We start from the raw sequence: 18,037 nt of genomic DNA, 5'->3' as shown, positions 1-18,037 counted from the left end.
ACAGTGCTGGCAGTTCAAGCCGGCCGTCTCCGCCGCCTGCGCGGTCCCACCGGGCAGCGACGACACCCCCGTACGCGCCGGCACCGGCGCCGGTCGCTACCACCCCGTCTACTACGCCCTGGTCGGCTGGCCACTCGACCTCTGGCCGGGCTGGTCCGGGGTGCTGCTCGCCCGGTTCATCAGCGCCGGCATCGCCGCGGCGCTGCTCGCCAGCGCGTTCGTCGTGACGGTGACCTGGTCCCGCCGCCGTCTGATGATCGCCGGGCTGCTGGTCGCCGTCACCCCGATGGCCGCCCAGATGGCCAGCGCCGTCAACCCCAACGGCGTGGAGATCGCCGCCGGCGTGGCGTTCTTCGCCGCGACCATCCCGCTGTTCCTGGACCGCCGACCCAAACCGCACCACGGGCTCCTCATCCTCGCCGGCATCAGCGGACTGCTGCTCGCCATGCTGCGGCAGACCGGGCCCCTCTGGCTGGCCGCCGCGTTCGTCGCCTTCGCCTTCCCCTGGCGGCAGAGCAACGTCGGCCGGCTGGTGCGCGAGAAAGCCGTCTGGTGGTGGGTCGGCGGCATCGCCGTGGCAGCCGTCACCGCGGTCGGCTGGGGCGTCGTGATGAAAACCTCCGACCTCGGCAAGTACGGCGGCCACGTCTACACCTACGGCCAGGCCGCCCTCGCCGAAACCGACCGGTGGCGCGGCTACCTCGACCAGATGGTCGGCGTGACCTCGTGGCTGGACACCCGAATGCCCGCGCCGATCTACCTGACCTGGCAGTTCGTCGCCGCGACACTACTGATCGGCGCGTTCGTCTTCGGCCGGCTGGTCGACCGGTGGCGGCTGCTCGTCCTGATAGTCGCCGGCACCGTGGTGCCGTCCGTGATGCAGGTGGCACTGGTCAAGCAGACCGGGTTCGTCACCCAGGGCCGCTACATGCTGCCGATGCTCGCCGGGGTGATGCTCTTCGCCGCGTACGTCTGGGAGGAACGCGGCCTCGACGCCACCCGCAGCCGGACCCTGGTCCGAATAAGCGTCATCCTGCTCCTGCCGATCCACCTCTTCGTCCTCATCCTGACGATGGTGCGGTGGCAGGACGGGCTGCCCAAATACCTGACCTTCCGCACCTTCAACCCCTTCGCCGGCGACTGGCACCCCCCGCTCGGCTCGATCACGCCCCTGCTGGCGAGCGTGCTCGGGCTGACACTGCTCGGCGTCCTCGCCTGGCGGGTCTCGATGCGCCCCCTCGACGAGGCCGACGAGACGGCGTCAGCGATCTCCGAGCCAGCCCCGGATGCTCGCTGACCGGCCGACCGGCCGACCACGCCCGGTGCGGGCGTTGCTGTCGGATTCGGACTAGGCTGGAGCGCAGGGCCGATCGAGCGGTAACGCACCGGCCGGCGGGGGCGTGGACCGGTACGTCAGCGAGCTGAAGCGGGGCGCGGCATGAGCGTACGGCGAATCATGGGCACCGAGGTCGAGTACGGCATCTCCGTGCCCGGACAGGCCGGAGCCAACCCGATGGTCACCTCGTCGCAGGTGGTCAACGCCTACGGGGCCCGCCCGGAACTCAACCGGGGCGGTCGGGCCCGGTGGGACTACGAGGAAGAGTCACCGCTGCGCGACGCCCGCGGCTTCACCTACTCCGGCGCCGCGTACGACCCCGCCGAGGCTCTCGCCGACGAAGACCTCGGCCTGGCCAACGTGATACTCACCAACGGCGCCCGGCTCTACGTGGACCACGCCCACCCCGAATACTCCACCCCGGAGGTCACCACCCCCCGCGACATCGTGCGCTGGGACAAGGCCGGCGAGCGGGTGATGGCCGAGGCGTCCCGCCGGGCCGCCACCATCCCGGGCACCCAACCGATCCACCTCTACAAGAACAACACCGACAACAAGGGCGCCAGCTACGGTGCCCACGAGAACTACCTGATGCGCCGGCAGACGCCGTTCGCCGACATCGTGGCGTACCTGACGCCGTTCTTCGTCACCCGCCAGATCGTCTGCGGCGCCGGCCGCGTCGGCATCGGCCAGGACGGCGGCCAGAGCGGCTTCCAGATCTCCCAACGCGCCGACTTCTTCGAGGTCGAGGTGGGCCTGGAAACCACCCTCAAGCGGCCGATCATCAACACCCGCGACGAGCCGCACGCCGACGCCGACAAGTACCGCCGGCTGCACGTCATCATCGGCGACGCCAACCTCTCCGAAATCTCCACCTACCTCAAGGTCGGCACCACCGCCCTGATCCTCACCATGATCGAGGAGAAGGCGCTCGGCGCCGACCTCGGCATCGCCGACCCGGTCAGCGAGCTGCGCGCCGTCAGCCACGACCCCTCACTGACGCACCGCATGCGGCTGCGCGACGGCCGTCGGCTCACCGCGCTGGACCTGCAGTGGGCCTACCTGGAGCGGGCCCGGTCCTTTGTCGAGGACCGGTACGGCACCGACGCCGACGAGCAGACCGTCGACGTGCTCGACCGCTGGGAGAGCGTCCTGGACCGGCTGGGCCGGGACCCGATGCTCTGCGCCGACGAGTTGGACTGGGTGGCCAAGCTGCGGCTGCTGGAGGGCTACCGGGAGCGGGAGAAGCTCGGTTGGGGCTCGCACAAGCTCCAGCTCGTCGACCTGCAGTACTCCGACGTCCGGCCGGAGAAGGGCCTCTACCACCGCCTGGTCAGCCGGGGGGCGATGAAGACGCTGCTCACCGACGACGAGACCCGTACCGCGATGACCGAGCCCCCGGAGGACACCCGGGCCTACTTCCGTGGTCGCTGCCTCGCGCAGTACGCCTCCGAGGTGGTCGCCGCGAGCTGGGACTCAGTGATCTTCGACGTGGGCCGGGAGTCGCTCGTCCGGGTGCCGATGATGGAGCCGGAGCGGGGCACCCGCGCGCACGTCGGTGCGCTGTTCGACCGCTGCGCCAGCGCCAAGGACCTGCTGGAGACGTTGACCGGGGGCTGACGACGCGCCCGGATGCCCGTCGTGTGCCGTAAGCCGGCGCGCGGCGGGCTTTTCGTCGCCCGCGCGAGGTAAGTTCATCGCAGACGATCGTGGAGGAGGCAGCAGTGGCCACTCATGACAGCGGCGGCCAGTCGCAGTCCGGCAAGTCCCGTCAGAGCGAGGAAATCGAGGACGTCACCACCGAGGCCAACCCCGAGGTGGCCGAGCGGCACGCCGAGATCACCGAGGACGTCGACGACCTCCTCGACGAGATCGACTCCGTCCTCGAAGAAAATGCAGAAGAATTCGTGAGGGGTTACGTACAGAAAGGAGGTCAGTGAACATATAGGGTAATTCGGACATGGCTCGGAGCAATGACGATCGTGATGGGCTCCGTCGCTGCCGAGACTGCAGCGAATGGAAGCCGCTCGATGAGTTCTGTGCGAGTTCCAAGCGGCCGGATGGGCGGGGCAGCTATTGCAAGCCCTGCTTCAACGAGCGGTCCAAGGCAAGCTACGCGCGTCGAGTGAAGGCAAAGTTCGACCGCGCGGTGCGCCCTGGCCGAGTTGTGCCGGAGGGACACAGATTCTGTCCGGCTTGCGATGCGGCCAAGCCGTTCGAAGCCTTCCCCCGCAACCGTGCGGATCCCTCCGGTTACGCGACCTATTGCAAGCCCTGCCACAACGCCAAGACCAGAGAGACGAAGGACCGGCTGTACGGCGGCAACCGCGAGTACCACCTGCGGCGGAGGTACGGCGTGGGGGAGAAGGAGTTTCAGGAGCTCCTGGCCGAGCAGGGCGGGGTCTGCGCGATCTGTGGCGGCGCCGACCCGCAACATCTGGACCACGATCATCGCACCGGATGGGTGCGCGGGATACTCTGCTTCAACTGCAACGGTGGTCTTGGCCAGTTCCGTGACAGTCCCATGAGGCTGGCCAGGGCGATCACGTACCTGAGAGGAACCACGTGGCAGCGGGCTTTGATCCATCCGGGCGTCTACCAGATGTGTTCACCAACGCGGGGACGTCCTCCTTCACGACGTTTCTGAGTCGGGTGGCCCCCGAGATGCTGCCCGGTCGGCGACCGCTGCCGCCGGGCATGGCCGCCGACCTGGCGCCGCACGCGACCACCATCGTCGCCATCGCGGCCGCCGAGGGTGTGGTGATGGCGGGCGACCGACGGGCCACCATGGGCAACCTGATCGCCCAGCGTGACATCGAGAAGGTGCACCCGGCCGACGCGTACTCGCTGGTCGGCATCGCGGGCACCGCCGGCATCGGCATCGAGCTGATGCGACTGTTCCAGGTGGAGCTGGAGCACTACGAGAAGATCGAGGGCGCGATGCTCTCGTTGGACGGTAAGGCCAACCGGTTGGCCTCGATGATCCGGGGCAACCTGGGGGCGGCCATGCAGGGGCTGGCCGTGGTGCCGCTCTTCGCCGGGTTCGACCTGGCCGCCGCCGACCCGGCGCGGGCCGGTCGGATCTTCAGCTTCGACGTGACCGGTGGCCCGTACGAGGAGACCGGCTACGACGCGATCGGGTCCGGGTCGTTGTTCGCCAAGTCCGCGTTGAAGAAGCGGTTCCGGGCCGGGTTGTCCGTCGAGGACGCGACGCGGCTGGCGGTCGAGGCGCTCTACGACGCGGCCGATGACGACACCGCGACCGGTGGGCCCGACCTGACACGCCGGATCTACCCAGTGGTGATGACGGCGACTGCCGAGGGCACCTACCGGCTCACCGACGCCGAGACGGCGACGATCGCCGAGGGCGTGGTCGCCGGCCGGATGGAAAACCCGGGCGGCTAGGCCCGCCCGCCCACCCCCACCTGCCAGCAGTCGTCAGCACAGCCCCGTTAGGAGAACCGCCGCCGTGGCCATGCAGTTCTACGCCTCGCCCGAACAGATCATGCGTGACCGCTCCGAGCTGGCCCGTAAGGGCATCGCTCGCGGGCGCAGCGCCGTGGTCCTGAGCTACTCCGGCGGGGTGCTCTTCGTCGCGGAGAACCTCTCCAGCGCCCTGCACAAGGTCAGTGAGATCTACGACCGGATCGGCTTCGCCGCGGTCGGCCGGTACAACGAGTTCGAGAACCTGCGGCGGGCCGGCGTGCGGATGGCCGACCTGAACGGGCTCAGCTACGACCGCCGGGACGTCACCGGTCGGGCCCTGGCCAACGCGTTCGCGCAGACCCTTGGTGCGATCTTCACCGAGCAGTCGAAGCCGTTCGAGGTGGAGATCTGTGTGGCGGAGGTCGGGGCCACCCCCGCCGATGACGAGTTGTACCGGCTCACCTACGACGGTTCGGTCAATGACGAGCCGGGGCGGATGGCGATGGGTGGTCAGGCTGAGGCCATCACCGGTGTGCTGAAGTCCAACCACCGGCCGGACATGTCGCTCGGTGAGGCGGTGAAGGTCGCGGTGCAGGCGCTCAGCAGCGTCGGTGGGGAGGGCGGCGCCGCTCGGACGATCGCCGCGAACCAGCTCGAGGTGGCGGTGCTGGACCGTCAGCGGGTCGGCCGGACGTTCCGGCGGATCACCGGGGCCGCGCTGACCGCGTTGCTGGACGGGAAGGCGGCACCGCCGGCGAGTGACCTGCCGGAGACGCCGAGCGTGCCGACCGGGGAGGCGGGCAAGCCGACCAGTTCGGCGGGCTCCGCGGACCTGGAGGATCGGCCGGGGCAGGCCGACAGCTGATCGTGTGAGCAAGAAGCGCCGGGGTCCGCGTGAGCGGGCCCCGGCGCTGTCGTGTGGTGGGTCAGCGGCGGGGGAGCAGCGGCCGGGCGAGGGCCCAGTAGCCGGCGGCGACCGCGTTGAAGACGCCCATGCCGGGGGGTGAGTCGATGTTCGAGGGGGCGACCCGGGCGGTCATCAGCTCGGCGATCACCCTGTCGGGTACGGTCCGTTCGGCCTGGAGTTGACGGCGGCGGGCACCCACCCAGGATCTGTTGCGCCACAGCCAGCCCCAGCCGCGGGTCTTCTGCCGGGTCCAGCCACCGGCGAGCGCGGCGGCGACCATGGCGGCTTCGGTGAGCAGCAGCATCGGGGCGAGCAGCACCAGGGTGCGGGTCTGGTAGGCGGTGAGCAGGGTGACCAGCCGGTTGCGTTCGACCAGGTAGAGCTTCAGGTCGTTGCGGGAGAACTCGTAGTGGTGGCGGACGACGGCGTCGGGGACGTACTCCAGGCGCAGGCCGCGTTGCCAGAGCCGCAGGCTCAGCTCGGTGTCCTCGTGGTAGGCGAAGTACTCTTCGGCGAAGCCGTCGAGCTCCTGCCAGCGCTGCCGGCTGATCACGAAGCAGCAGCCGCTGAGTGACGGGACTCTGGTGCGGACGGCGTGGGCGGTGGCCGGTTCGCCGTTGCCGCCGGCCCAGGACAGGCCGGTGAAGTGCAGCGGGTTGCCGGCGGTGTTGATCAGTTCGGGGGTGTCGGCGAGCCGGATGGAGGCCATCGCGGCGCCGACGCCGGGTTCGGCGGCGACCGCCACCGTCTTGGCGAGGGCGTCGGGGGCGACGATGGCGTCGGAGTTGACGAAGGCGAGCCAGTCTCCGGTGGCCTCGGCGGCGCCGATCCGGCAGCCGCCGGAGTAGCCGGTGTTCTGCTCGGGGCGGACGACGCGCACCTGGGGGAAGCCCTTGACGATGTCGATGCCGTCGCCGGTGCAACCGTTGTCGACGACGACCAGTTCGATGTCGACGTCGGTGCTGGCGAGGACGGCGTGGGCGGCGTCGACCAGGTACGGCTCGGCGCCGTAGGCGAGCATGACCGCGGTCACCTGTGGGCGGGTCATCGGATGCCTCCGGATGCGGCAGGGGCGGCGGCCTCGGCGAGCGGCCGGGTGGGGGTGGTGGGTCGGTGGGCGCCGCCGCGCAGCAGCAGTGTCGCCATGGTGGCGGCCACGATGACGGACCCGATGGTGTACGCCCACTCGACTCGCAGGGTGACCGGGGCGGGGATCAGCGTGACGGCGATCAGGGCGGGGACGCCGGCGGTCCAGGCGAGCGCCTGGGCGCGGTGCCGGTCGAGGGCGAGCAGGGCCTGGCCGAGCACCATCGCCCACAGGTAGGCGAGGGTGGCGGCGGCCAACCAGGCGAAGTCGGCGTGGCCGAGAACGCCGGGTGCGTCGAAGAGGGCGCCGACCAGCCACGGGCCGAGCAGCACGGCGCCGAGGGCGCCGGCGAGGCCGAGGGCGGTGACGATGCCGAGTGCCCGGCGCAGCAGGCTGTGGAAGCCGGCCTGGTCGCCGGTGGTGGCGGTGGTGGCCAGGCCGGGCAGTAGTGACGCCTGGAGGGAGCCGAAGACGAACAGGGGGATGCGGACCAGCACGAGGGCGCTCAGGAGCGCGCCGGCGGCTGCCGCGTCGGAGGGCGCGAGTAGTTGCACGTTGATCACGCCGATGTTCACCACGACCTGGGAGAGCAGGCTCGAGGCGGTGAGCAGGCCGAGGCCGCGCAGCAGGGTGGCCCAGGCGACCGGCGGGCCGGCGCCGATGGCGCGCAGCACCGGTGGCAGGGTGACCAGGACGCTGACCAGCGGGGCGGCGACGAGTACGAGCCCGTACCAGACGGGGGAGGTGACCCCGGCCAGCCCGAGCAGGGCGACCATGATGATGCGCAGGCCGCCGTCGATCCCGAGTTGGGTGCCGTACCAGGGGAACAGTTGCAGGCCGGAGAGGACGCCGCGGGTGGCGTAGGCGACGGCCATCGCGGCGAGTGCGCCGATGAGCACGGTGACCAGGTTGCCGTCGCCGGCGAAGAGCTTGTCGGCGAGCGGCTGGCGGCCGATGGTGACGGCGGACACCAGCACGGCGAGCAGCACGGCGGCGACGGTGACGCCGCGGGCCAGCACCGGTCCCGGGGGCAGCCCCTGGCTGTGCCGGGCGGCGACGATCCGGGCGACTTCCTGTTCGATCGGCATGAACACGCCGATGCCGAGGGTGAACACGATCGACCAGAGCACCGACAGGGCGGAGTAGTCGGCGGTGCTGAGGCTGTGGCCGGCGACCGCGAGGTGCACGTAGGAGGCGAGGCCGAGAAGGCCCAGCCCGGCACCAACAGCGATGGTGCCGGGCGGGATCAGGCGCAGCAGGCGACGGATCACCGGCGAATGAGGGCCAGCGTGAGGACGGCGAACGCGCGGCCGAGGTAGATCATCGCCCGGGCGGGGGAGTGGCTGGGTGTGCCGGCCATCCGTTTCCGCATGGCGACGGGCACCTGCCGGATGCGGTATCCGCGGCGGGCGGTGTGGACCAGGGTCTCCACGGTGTCGCCGAGGTATTCGGCCGGGTACCAGGTGGCGAACATGTCGATGACCCGCCGGTTGGCGGCGCGGAAGCCGGACGTGGTGTCGGTGAGCTTGGTGTGGGCGACCCGGGACAGCACGGCGGAGAGCATCACCATCGCCCAGCGGCGGGGGCCGCGGACGGTGTAGTCGCCCTCGCCGGCGAAGCGGGCGCCGATGACGAGGTCGTTGTCGTCGAGCAGGTCGACGAGCTTCGGCACGTACCGGGGGTCGTGCTGGCCGTCGGCGTCGATCTGGATGGCGACGTCGTAGTTGTGGTCGCGGGCGTAGCGGTAGCCCAGGCGCATGGCCCCGCCGACGCCGAGGTTGTACGGCAGTTTCGCGACTGTGGCGCCGGCGGCGGTGGCGACGGCGGCGGTGCGGTCGGTGGAGCCGTCGTCGACGACGAGCACGTCGACGCCGGGCAGTTCGCCGCGGACCTCGCCGACGACGTCGGCGATCGAACCGGCCTCGTTGAGCGCCGGGATGATGATCAGTGTGCGTTTGCCGTTAACCATCGGTCGACACCAGTTCGTCACGGGCCGCCCGGTCCGCGTCGATCTCGGCGCGCAGCAGGGCGAAGTCCTCGGCCAGGGTGCGGGTCTCTTCTTCGAGTGCGCTGACCTCCCAGCTCAGGTGCACGCACACGAGCAGCAGGAAGACGATGCCGAGGAAGAGCACCAGGCTGACGCCGGAGGCGACGCCGAGGAGTTCGGCGACGTTGTCGAGCAGCCGGGGGAACAGGGACAGCGGGATCACGACGACCAGTACGGCGAGCCAGAGCATGCCGTACTTCTCGCGCAGCTGACGGCGGCGCAGCAGCTCGACGATGGTGCCGAGGAGCAGCAGGCCGGTCAGGCCGGTGACGAGGGTGAGCTTCATGCGACCTTCCACGGGGCGGGTGGAGCGGGGGAGTGGAACGCATCAACCAGGGCGCTGTGCCAGTCCGGAAGCGGGGGCAGACCCACGGCTGCCCAGCGGCTGTGCCCTAGCACACTGTACGCAGGCCGGGGGGCGGGACGCGGATACCGGTCGCTGGTGGTGGGTCGAATGCGGTCCGGGTCCAGCCCGGCCAGCGTGAATGTGGCGCGGGCCAACCCGTACCAGGTTGTCTGCCCGGTGCAGGTGCCGTGGTAGACGCCGGGCGGCGCGTTGCCGGCCACCGCCGCGTCGGCGAGCGCGACGAGTCGTTGGGCGAGCGCGTAGGACCAGGTGGGTTGGCCGTGTTGGTCGTCGACCACGTCGAGGTGGTCGCGGTGGGCGGCGAGTTGGAGCATGGTGGCCACGAAGTTCGGGCCGTGGGCGCCGTACAGCCAGGCGGTGCGTACCACGTACCCGGTGTCGGGCAGGAGGCGCGCGACGGCCTGTTCGCCGACGAGTTTGCTGCGGCCGTACGCGTTGACCGGCGCGGTGGGCGCGTCCTCCGGGTAGGGGGTGTCCGCGTTGCCGGCGAGGACGTAGTCGGTGGAGACCTGGATCAGTCGGGTTCCGTCGGCGGCGCAGGCCGCGGCCAGGTTGGTCACGGCGCCTCCGTTGACGGCGGTCGCTGCGGCCTCGTCGGCTTCGGCGGCGTCGACGTTGGTCCAGGCCGCCGCGTTGATCACCAGGTCGTGCCCGGCGACGGCGGCGTCCACCGCCGCGCGGTCGGTGACGTTCAGGTCGGCGCGGGTGGCGGCGGTCACCTTGAGGTCGGGTCGTGCTCCCAGCACGGTGACCAGGTCCCGGCCGAGCATTCCGCCCGCGCCGGTGACGAGGATTCGGGTCATGCGGCCGGGGCGGACTTGAGGGGTTCCCACCACGTGCGGTTGTCCTGATACCAGCGGACGGTGTCAGCGAGGCCCTGGTCCAGGGTGATGCTGGGGTGGTAACCGAGCTCTTCGCTGATCTTGGTGATGTCGAGCGAGTACCGGCGGTCGTGGCCCTTGCGGTCGGTGACCGGGACGACCCGGTCCCATCCGGCGTCGCAGGCGTCCAGGAGTAGACCGGTGAGTTCCTTGTTGGTCAGTTCGGTGCCGCCGCCGATGTTGTAGACCTCGCCGGCGCGGCCCTTCTGCTGCACGAGGGCGATGCCGCGGCAGTGGTCGTGCACGTGCAGCCAGTCGCGGATGTTGCCACCGTCGCCGTAGAGGGGGACGGTGCCGCCGTCGAGGAGGTTGGTGACGAACAGCGGGATGACCTTCTCGGGGAACTGGTACGGGCCGTAGTTGTTGGAGCAGCGGGTGACGACCACGTCCATGCCGTGGGTGCGGTGGTACGACAGCGCCAGCAGGTCGGAGCCGGCCTTGGACGCCGAGTACGGCGAGTTGGGGGCCAGGGGCCAGGTCTCGGTCCAGGAGCCCTCGTCAATCGAGCCGTAGACCTCGTCGGTGGAGACGTGCACGAATCGTCCGGTGCCGTGGCGCAGCGCCGCGTCGAGCAGCGTCTGGGTGCCCAGCACGTTGGTGGTGACGAACGGCGCGGCGCCGGCGATCGAGCGGTCCACGTGTGACTCGGCGGCGAAGTGCACGATCACGTCGTGCCCGGCGACGACCTCGTCGACCACGACCGGGTCGCAGATGTCGCCCTGCACGAACCGCAGTCGCGGGTCGTCGCGGACGGGCGCGAGGTTGGCGAGGTTGCCCGAGTAGGTCAGCTTGTCCAGGACGGTCACGGCGGCCGGCTCGAGCGGCGGCACGCCGTCGGCGCCGCCGAGGGGCTTGCCCAGCAGCAGGCGGACGTACTCCGACCCGATGAATCCGGCTCCGCCGGTGACGAGGATCCTCACGGGTCCGGAAGTATACGCGACGGGTGGCGCTAAGCCCGGTATGCGACCCCCGCACAACCTGTCCGGGTGCGGCTAGGCTTCCCCGGTGCGCGGAATCCTACTTGCCGGCGGCACCGGGTCCCGGCTCTGGCCGATCACCCGGGCGGTCTCGAAGCAGCTGATGCCGGTCTTCGACAAGCCGATGATCTACTACCCGCTCTCCACCCTGGTGATGGCCGGGGTCCGGGAGATCCTGGTGATCACGACTCCGGACGACCAGGACCAGTTCCGTCGCCTGCTCGGCGACGGCAGCCAGTTCGGGCTGCGGCTGGAGTACGCCAGCCAGGAACGCCCGGAGGGCATCGCGCAGGCGTTCATCCTCGGCGCGGACTTCATCGGCGACGCGTCGGTGGCGCTGGTCCTCGGCGACAACATCTTCCACGGTGTGGGCCTGGGACGGCAGCTCGCCGACCACGGTGACCTGGTCGGCGGGCGGGTGTTCGCCTATCAGGTGGCCAACCCGCAGGAGTACGGCGTGGTCGACTTCGACGCCGATGGCCGGGTGCTCTCGATCGAGGAGAAGCCGGCCCGGCCGAAGTCCCGGTTCGCGGTGCCCGGCCTGTACTTCTACGACAACCGGGTGGTCGACATCGCGCGCAAGCTCACCCCGAGCGCGCGCGGCGAGCTGGAGATCACGGCGGTCAACGAGGCGTACCGGGAGTGGGGCGAACTGTCGGTGACGGTGCTGGATCGGGGCACCGCCTGGCTGGACACCGGCACGTTCACCTCGATGATGCAGGCCGCCGAGTTCGTCCGGGTGGTCGAGGAACGGCAGGGCCTCAAGATCGGTTGTGTCGAGGAGGTCGCCTGGCGGGCCGGCCTGATCGACGACGCGCAGCTGCGCGCGCTGGCCGAGCCGCTGACCAAGAGCGGCTACGGCGACTACCTGCTCCGGCTGCTCAGTGAGCAGGCTGAGCGCGACGGGGGTTCCTGGTGAAGATCCGGGAGTTGGGCATCGAGGGCGCCTGGGAGATCACCCCCCAGCAGCACGGTGACCCGCGTGGCATGTTCATGGAGTGGTACCGCTTCGACAAGCTCGCCGAGGCGGTGGGGCATCCGCTGCGACTGGCCCAGGCCAACCTGTCGGTGTCCGCGCGTGGCGTGGTGCGCGGCGTGCACTTCGCCGATGTCCCGCCCGGGCAGGCCAAGTACGTGACCTGTGTGCGGGGCGCGGTCCTCGACGTGATCGTGGACCTGCGGGTGGGTTCGCCGACCTTCGGCCGGTGGGAGGGCGTCCGGCTGGACGACACCGACCGTCGGGCGGTCTACCTCAGCGAGGGGCTGGGGCACGGGTTCTGCGCGTTGACCGACGACGCGACGTTGAGCTATCTCTGCTCGGCCACCTACAACCCGACCGGCGAGCACGCGGTGCACCCGCTGGACGAGGAGTTGGGCATCGAGTGGCCGGCGGAGGTTCCGTTGCTGTCCGCGCGTGACGACGCGGCGCCGACCCTCGCCCAGGCGCGCGAGCGGGGTCTGCTCCCGGAGTACGACAGCTGCCGGCGGTTCGTGGCGAGCCTCGGCCCGGACGGAATGTCGCACTCAACCGGTATGTGACAGCGCTCGGGGCACGACCTGTGGTCTGACAGTGACGAACCGGGCCCCCAGGCGGCTAATGTCACACCATGGAGCGGCGAATCTTCGGCCTCGAGACCGAGTACGGCGTCACCTGCACCTATCGCGGGCAGCGGCGGCTGTCCCCGGACGAGGTCGCGCGGTATCTGTTCCGGCGCGTGGTGTCCTGGGGTCGGTCGAGCAACGTCTTCCTGCGCAATGGGGCCCGGCTCTACCTGGACGTCGGGTCGCATCCGGAGTACGCGACACCGGAGTGCGACTCGGTGACCGATCTGGTCGCCCACGACCGGGCCGGCGAGCGGATCCTGGAGGGCCTGCTCGTCGACGCGGAGAAGCGGCTGCACGACGAGGGCATCGCGGGTGAGATCTACCTGTTCAAGAACAACACCGACTCGGCCGGCAACTCGTACGGGTGCCACGAGAACTACCTGGTCTCCCGGCACGGCGAGTTCGGCCGGCTCGCCGACGTGCTCATCCCGTTCCTGGTGACCCGGCAGTTGATCTGCGGCGCCGGCAAGGTCCTGCAGACCCCACGCGGCGCGGTCTACTGCCTCTCGCAGCGGGCCGAGCACATCTGGGAGGGCGTCTCCTCGGCGACCACCCGCAGCCGCCCGATCATCAACACCCGCGACGAGCCGCACGCCGACGCCGAGCGCTACCGGCGGCTGCACGTGATCGTCGGTGACTCCAACATGAACGAGGTCACCACGCTGCTCAAGGTCGGCACCGCCGACATCGTGCTGCGGATGATCGAGGCCGGGGTGGTGATGCGCGACCTGTCCCTGGAGAACCCGATCCGGGCCATCCGGGAGGTGTCGCACGACATCACCGGGCGGCGCAAGGTGCGGCTGGCCAACGGCAAGGAGGTCAGCGCCCTCGACATCCAGCAGGAATACCTCGCCAAGGCCACCGAGTTCGTCGAGCGGCGCGGCGGCGACCAGGCCGCCAAGCGGGTCGTCGAGCTGTGGGGGCGGGTGCTCAACGCGGTGGAGACCGGTGACCTGGAACCGGTCTCCCGGGAGATCGACTGGGTCAGCAAGCTGCGGTTGATCGAGCGCTACCAGCGCAAGCACGATCTGCCGTTGTCGCACCCCCGGGTGGCGCAGATGGACCTGGCCTACCACGACGTGCGTCGCGGCCGGGGCCTCTACGGGCTGCTGGAGCGCCGCGGTGACGTCGACCGGGTGGCCACCGACCCGGAGATCTTCGAGGCCAAGGAGACCCCGCCGCAGACCACCCGGGCCCGGCTGCGGGGCGAGTTCATCCGGCACGCCCAGGAGAAGCGCCGCGACTTCACCGTCGACTGGGTGCACCTGAAGCTCAACGACCAGGCGCAGCGCACCGTGTTGTGCAAGGACCCGTTCCGGGCGTACGACGAGCGGGTGGAGCGACTGATCGCCAGCATGTGACGGGTTACCGGCCCCGGCGGTGCGCTGCGCCGACGGGGCCGGTCGGCCCGGCGCGCCGAGCGGTTAAGCTGAGCGCGCCATGACGACTTCTGGACCTTCCGACCGTTCCGAGCGCCCCGAGCGCGGCACCGAGCGGCAGAACTGGATCGAACGCCGGCGGGAGAAGATCCGGGCCGAGATCGACCGTAACCGGCGCGGTGACTACACGGTGCCGACCTGGGTGCTGGCCCTGGCCCTGGCCCTCATCGTGGGCGGCTGGCTGGCCCTGATCTTCCTCGCCTAACCCCCAGCGCTCCGGCCCCGCGCCGTCGCCCGCGTTGATCATGAAGTTGTTGCCCCGACACGCCGAGGCGGCGGGCACTTCATGATCACCAGGGCCGGGCCGGGCCGATCAGGGGAGGAGGGTTGTGGCGTGGCGGCCGGCGGCGGCTGCGGACAGGAAGTAGGCGTGGTCGGCGTCGAGGCCACGGCCCATGGTGGACAGCGGCACGACGCTGGCCCGCAGCGCGGCGTCGAGACCGTCGGTGCCTACCCGCACGATCGTGTGCCGGGCCGCCAGGGGCGCCAGCGCCGCGTGCACCTCGGCCGCGAGCGACGGGGCCAGGTCCTCGGGCACCACCAGCTCCGCCGGGGCGAGCGCCACCCGGCCGTACGCGGTGAGGCTGTGGTGTGACACGCCCCGGTGCCGGGGACGGGGGTCGGCGTCGGAGATGCGCAACGACCCGACCGGCCGCCCGCCCAGCGTGGCGACCGCGTTGACCGCCTCGCCGACCGCGACGCCGGAGAAACCCCAGCGGGTGCCGGTGCCCAGGTTGCCGGGCCCCTGAGCCACGATCGCCAGGTCCGCGTGGAGCACGTGCCGGGCGGCGAGCAGACCGCCGTGCACTGTGGTGGCCTCCAGGTCGCCGCCGAACGCCTGCCCGACCGTGATCGTGCCGACCAGCTCGGACCGCAGCCCGGCGAGGGTGCGGGAGAACCAGGCGGGCAGCGCGCCACCGTCGGTGAGCAGGTACGCCACCCGCGCCCGCGGGGCGTCGGCCCGGATGCCGGCCAGGATCGCCGGCAGCGCCGAGTGCAGATCGGCGGTGACCACCGGCAGGCCGCCCAGGTCGTCCGCGTCGGCCAGCACGTCGCGGTGCGGGGACGCCTCCTCGTCGACACCGAGCAGGATCGGCTGCAACGGGGTGTAGCGGGCCTTCACCAGGTGCCCGGCGTCGCGGGTGTCGGCGACCTCCGGCGGGTCCGGGGGCAGCCGGTCCGGCAGGGCGACCACCAGGGCGTACCCGCCGGTGCCCAACCCCATCAGCAGCGCGCCGGCGTTGAGCAGCACCCGGTCGCCCGGCTCGGGCGTGCCGACCAGCTCCGGGTAGGCCAGCGCGCGCATCCGTGTGCCGTCGGGCAGGTCGACGTCCAGCTCCACCGCCCCGGTCCACTGCCGTCGCAGCGTCGCCACCGTCCCCGTACGCCATCGCACCATGACGGGCACGCTAGCCGCGCGGGCCCGGCGGCCCGCGCCCGGGTGCGGTTCAGGTGGACTCGGCGCCGCCGGCGTCCGGGCTCGGTCAGGCCTGGGTGTGCCGGGCGGTGCCGGTGGCCCCGGGCAGCGAGCGGGTGGGGTCGAGGAAGACGAACCGGATCTCCGGGTAGCGGCCGGTGAGCCGTCGTTCGGCCTCGTCGGCGGCGGTCTCGATCTGCGCGCCGGTGGCCTCGTCGCGGAAGTCGACCTTCGCGGCGACCAGGATGTCGTCCGGGCCGAGCTGCATGGTCAACAGGGTGTCGATGCGCTCCACCTCGGGCAGCCCGGCCAGCTCCTGCTCGATCTCGCGGCGCAGCCGTTCCGGCACGGCCCGGCCGACCAGCAGCGACAGGTTGTTGCTGGCGAGGATCCCGGCGACGGTCAGCAGCAGCAGGCCGATCAGGATCGACGCCACGCCGTCCCACACCTCGTCGCCGGTGGCGTGCGACAGACCGACGCCGAGCCCGGCCAGCACCAGACCGATCAGGGCCGCGCTGTCCTCCAGGAAGACCGCCTTGACGGTGGTGTCGGCGGTCAGCCGCAGAAACCGCCGAGGCGTGGTCCGCCAGCGTCGCGACTCGCGGCGGACCTGGCGCACCGCGCGGGCCAGGGAGATCGACTCGATGACGAACGACACCCCGAGCACGATGTACGAGATCAGGTAGTCGCCGCTGTGCTTGTGCACCAGGATCGTGGTGACGCCGTGGGTGACGGCGAAACCGGCGCCTGCGACGAACGTGAACATCGCCGCGAAGAACGCCCAGACGTAGCTCTCCTTGCCGTACCCGAAGGGGTGTCGCTGGTCGGCCGGGCGGGCGCCGCGGCGCAGCGCCTGGAAGAGCAGCACCTCGGTGGTGGTGTCGGCCACCGAGTGCGCCGCCTCGGAGAGCATCGCGGCGGATCCGGAGATCACCCCGGCGATCAGTTTGGCCACCGCGATGGCGAGGTTGGCGGCGCCGGCGACGACGACGGTGCCGACGCTCTCGCTCGCGGGCCTGGCCTCCGGTGCCGACATGAGGATCACCCTATGACCGCGGACGGCGACGCGCCGGGGGAGACCCGATCCGAACATGTGTGCGGCACGCCCGCGTGGGTGCACGGTGTGGGCGCGTCGGCTGCTAGCGTCTACCGCGTGTCGCGGACCCGCACCGAACGCCTGGTCAACCTGGTGATCTGCCTGCTGTCCACGCGACGGTTCCTGACCGCCGCGCAGATCGCCGCGACCGTGCCCGGTTACGAGCACGATCCTGACGACGCGCGCGACCACGAGGCGTTCCAGCGCAAGTTCGAACGGGACAAGGCCGAGCTGCGCGAGTTGGGTGTCCCACTGGAGACCGGCACGGCGAGCGCCTTCGACGCCGAGCCCGGCTACCGGATCGCCCACCGCGAGTACGCGCTGCCCGACATCCTCCTCGAACCGGACGAGGCCGCCGCGGTCGGCATCGCCGCACGGCTGTGGCAGCACGCCGGGCTGGCCGCCGCCGCGTCGTCCGGGCTGGCCAAGCTGCGCGCCGCCGGGGTGGACGTGGACCCGCAGGCGACCCTCGGCCTGGAGCCGATGGTCACCGTCGACCCGGCGTTCGCGCCGCTGACCGCCGCCGCGCGCGACCGCCGCGAGGTGGGGTTCGACTACCGGGTGCCCGACCGCGACGCGCCCAGTCGGCGGCGACTGCAACCGTGGGGCGTCGTCTGCTGGCGCGGCCGGTGGTATGTGGTCGGCCACGACCAGGACCGGGAGGCGACCCGCTGCTTCCGGCTGTCCCGGGTCGTCGGCGCGGTCCGGGTGACCGGCGCCCCCGGCGCGTACGAGCCTCCCGCCAACGTCGACCTGATCAGCCACGTGGCCCGCTGGTCGGGTCCGGTGGAGCGCACCGGCCGGGCCACGGTGCTGGCCGCGCCGGGACGGGCCGCCGGGCTGCGCCGCTGGGCGCTGGAGGTGACCGCCGGTCCGGACGGCGACCGGCTGGTCCTGCCGTACGCGGAGCCGGACGGGTTGGCCGGTCATCTCGTCGGCTACGGCCCGGACGTGCGGGTGCTGGACCCACCGGAGGTCCGCGAGGCGGTCATCCAACGACTCAAGGAGATCGCCGTGCGCCACGACGAGCTGGCCGTGGGCGGAGGTGCCCGGTGACCCGCCCGGCCGCCCGCACCGGTTCCCGCGCGTCCGCCGACCGGCTGGCCCGACTGCTCAACCTGGTGCCCTACCTGCTGGCCCGGCCCGGCATCGAGATCGCCGAGGCGGCCGGTGACCTGGGCGTCACCGAGCGCCAGCTCCGGGAGGACCTGGAGCTGCTCTGGGTGTGCGGGCTGCCCGGGTACGGCCCCGGTGACCTCATCGACTTGGCGTTCGACGGTGACCGGGTGACCATCACCTACGACGCCGGCATCGACCGGCCGTTGCGGCTGACGCCCGACGAGGCCCTCGCTCTGGTGGTGGCGCTGCGGATGCTGGCCGAGACGCCCGGGGTGGCCAACCGGGAGGCCGTCGAACGGGCTCTGGCCAAGATCGAGGCCGCAGGCGCCCACC

19 protein-coding genes and 1 pseudogene are annotated in these 18,037 nt (G+C 71.3%); 12 read left to right on the top strand and 8 right to left on the bottom strand.

Annotated features, from left to right (window positions below):
- The 6 genes from KBX53_RS03465 to prcA all read left to right on the top strand — a co-directional run.
- Nucleotides 1-1,297, top strand: a 1,297-nt coding sequence (locus KBX53_RS03465; RefSeq protein ID WP_210857783.1) for a DUF2142 domain-containing protein, incomplete at its 5' end; no start/stop codon positions are given.
- A 141-nt stretch (nucleotides 1,298-1,438) separates the two neighbouring features.
- The gene (dop, locus tag KBX53_RS03460; protein WP_036411579.1) at nucleotides 1,439-2,956 is read left to right on the top strand and encodes a depupylase/deamidase Dop; all 1,518 of its coding nucleotides are present in this window, start codon (nucleotides 1,439-1,441) and stop codon (nucleotides 2,954-2,956) included.
- 104 nt (nucleotides 2,957-3,060) lie between these two features.
- The gene (locus KBX53_RS03455) at nucleotides 3,061-3,276 is read left to right on the top strand and encodes a ubiquitin-like protein Pup (RefSeq protein WP_210857782.1); all 216 of its coding nucleotides are present in this window, start codon (nucleotides 3,061-3,063) and stop codon (nucleotides 3,274-3,276) included.
- A 185-nt stretch (nucleotides 3,277-3,461) separates the two neighbouring features.
- The gene (locus KBX53_RS03450) at nucleotides 3,462-3,983 is read left to right on the top strand and encodes an endonuclease VII domain-containing protein (protein ID WP_309140705.1); all 522 of its coding nucleotides are present in this window, start codon (nucleotides 3,462-3,464) and stop codon (nucleotides 3,981-3,983) included.
- Nucleotides 3,902-4,741, top strand: a complete 840-nt coding sequence (gene prcB, locus KBX53_RS03445; protein WP_030332906.1) for a proteasome subunit beta — start codon at nucleotides 3,902-3,904, stop codon at nucleotides 4,739-4,741. Before KBX53_RS03450 ends, prcB begins: the two co-directional genes overlap by 82 nt.
- 64 nt (nucleotides 4,742-4,805) lie before the next feature.
- The gene (prcA, locus tag KBX53_RS03440) at nucleotides 4,806-5,627 is read left to right on the top strand and encodes a proteasome subunit alpha (protein ID WP_030332908.1); all 822 of its coding nucleotides are present in this window, start codon (nucleotides 4,806-4,808) and stop codon (nucleotides 5,625-5,627) included.
- Between the two features lie 61 nt (nucleotides 5,628-5,688).
- Here prcA and KBX53_RS03435 read toward each other — a convergent pair whose 3' ends face one another.
- Genes KBX53_RS03435 through rfbB form a run of 6 tightly spaced genes read right to left on the bottom strand, consistent with a single transcriptional unit; the run spans nucleotide 5,689 to nucleotide 10,971 of the window.
- Nucleotides 5,689-6,717: a glycosyltransferase family 2 protein gene (locus KBX53_RS03435; RefSeq protein ID WP_210857780.1), complete on the bottom strand. Its 1,029-nt coding sequence runs from the start codon at nucleotides 6,715-6,717 to the stop codon at nucleotides 5,689-5,691.
- Complete coding sequence (locus KBX53_RS03430) at nucleotides 6,714-8,027, bottom strand: polysaccharide biosynthesis protein (protein WP_309140704.1); 1,314 nt, start codon at nucleotides 8,025-8,027, stop codon at nucleotides 6,714-6,716. Before KBX53_RS03430 ends, KBX53_RS03435 begins: the two co-directional genes overlap by 4 nt.
- Nucleotides 8,024-8,725 (bottom strand): glycosyltransferase family 2 protein, encoded by a 702-nt coding sequence (locus KBX53_RS03425; protein WP_210857779.1) that lies wholly within the window; start codon nucleotides 8,723-8,725, stop codon nucleotides 8,024-8,026. The genes KBX53_RS03430 and KBX53_RS03425 overlap by 4 nt, the downstream gene beginning before the upstream one ends.
- Entirely contained in the window at nucleotides 8,718-9,089 is a 372-nt protein-coding gene (locus KBX53_RS03420; protein ID WP_030332916.1) for a DUF2304 domain-containing protein, read from the bottom strand. Before KBX53_RS03420 ends, KBX53_RS03425 begins: the two co-directional genes overlap by 8 nt.
- The gene (gene rfbD / locus KBX53_RS03415) at nucleotides 9,086-9,973 is read right to left on the bottom strand and encodes a dTDP-4-dehydrorhamnose reductase (RefSeq protein WP_030332918.1); all 888 of its coding nucleotides are present in this window, start codon (nucleotides 9,971-9,973) and stop codon (nucleotides 9,086-9,088) included. The genes KBX53_RS03420 and rfbD overlap by 4 nt, the downstream gene beginning before the upstream one ends.
- Nucleotides 9,970-10,971: a dTDP-glucose 4,6-dehydratase gene (gene rfbB / locus KBX53_RS03410; RefSeq protein WP_030332920.1), complete on the bottom strand. Its 1,002-nt coding sequence runs from the start codon at nucleotides 10,969-10,971 to the stop codon at nucleotides 9,970-9,972. Before rfbB ends, rfbD begins: the two co-directional genes overlap by 4 nt.
- An 85-nt stretch (nucleotides 10,972-11,056) precedes the next feature.
- Between rfbB and rfbA the strand changes: the two genes are divergently transcribed.
- The 4 genes from rfbA (at nucleotide 11,057) to KBX53_RS03390 (ending at nucleotide 14,277) form a co-directional block, all read left to right on the top strand.
- Nucleotides 11,057-11,947, top strand: coding sequence for a glucose-1-phosphate thymidylyltransferase RfbA (gene rfbA / locus KBX53_RS03405; protein WP_210857778.1), 891 nt, complete (start codon nucleotides 11,057-11,059; stop codon nucleotides 11,945-11,947).
- Nucleotides 11,944-12,567 (top strand): dTDP-4-dehydrorhamnose 3,5-epimerase, encoded by a 624-nt coding sequence (rfbC, locus tag KBX53_RS03400; protein WP_030332924.1) that lies wholly within the window; start codon nucleotides 11,944-11,946, stop codon nucleotides 12,565-12,567. The genes rfbA and rfbC overlap by 4 nt, the downstream gene beginning before the upstream one ends.
- Nucleotides 12,568-12,635: 68 nt before the next feature.
- Nucleotides 12,636-13,994 carry a Pup--protein ligase gene (gene pafA, locus KBX53_RS03395; protein WP_030332925.1) on the top strand — a complete coding sequence of 453 codons (1,359 nt, stop codon included), beginning with the start codon at nucleotides 12,636-12,638 and terminating at the stop codon, nucleotides 13,992-13,994.
- A 79-nt stretch (nucleotides 13,995-14,073) separates the two neighbouring features.
- Nucleotides 14,074-14,277: a hypothetical protein gene (locus tag KBX53_RS03390; protein ID WP_210857777.1), complete on the top strand. Its 204-nt coding sequence runs from the start codon at nucleotides 14,074-14,076 to the stop codon at nucleotides 14,275-14,277.
- 108 nt (nucleotides 14,278-14,385) lie between these two features.
- Here KBX53_RS03390 and KBX53_RS03385 read toward each other — a convergent pair whose 3' ends face one another.
- Both KBX53_RS03385 and KBX53_RS03380 read right to left on the bottom strand, forming a co-directional pair.
- A complete protein-coding gene (locus tag KBX53_RS03385) occupies nucleotides 14,386-15,471 on the bottom strand; it encodes a DUF3866 family protein (RefSeq protein WP_210857776.1) in 1,086 nt (361 codons plus the stop codon).
- A gap of 85 nt (nucleotides 15,472-15,556) precedes the next feature.
- Complete coding sequence (locus tag KBX53_RS03380; protein ID WP_210857775.1) at nucleotides 15,557-16,525, bottom strand: cation diffusion facilitator family transporter; 969 nt, start codon at nucleotides 16,523-16,525, stop codon at nucleotides 15,557-15,559.
- Nucleotides 16,526-16,642: 117 nt separating this feature from the next.
- Between KBX53_RS03380 and KBX53_RS03375 the strand changes: the two genes are divergently transcribed.
- Together KBX53_RS03375 and KBX53_RS03370 are read left to right on the top strand one after the other, a co-directional pair.
- Nucleotides 16,643-17,641, top strand: coding sequence for a YafY family protein (locus KBX53_RS03375; RefSeq protein WP_030332932.1), 999 nt, complete (start codon nucleotides 16,643-16,645; stop codon nucleotides 17,639-17,641).
- Nucleotides 17,638-18,037 (top strand): annotated as a pseudogene (locus KBX53_RS03370) (protein pafC); the annotation flags it as partial. The gene KBX53_RS03375 and the pseudogene KBX53_RS03370, both read left to right, overlap by 4 nt.

It is taken from the genome of Micromonospora sp. M51 (genome assembly GCF_018070305.1).
Lineage (GTDB): Bacteria > Actinomycetota > Actinomycetes > Mycobacteriales > Micromonosporaceae > Micromonospora > Micromonospora parva.
This window is presented reverse-complemented; position numbering and strand designations above follow the sequence as displayed.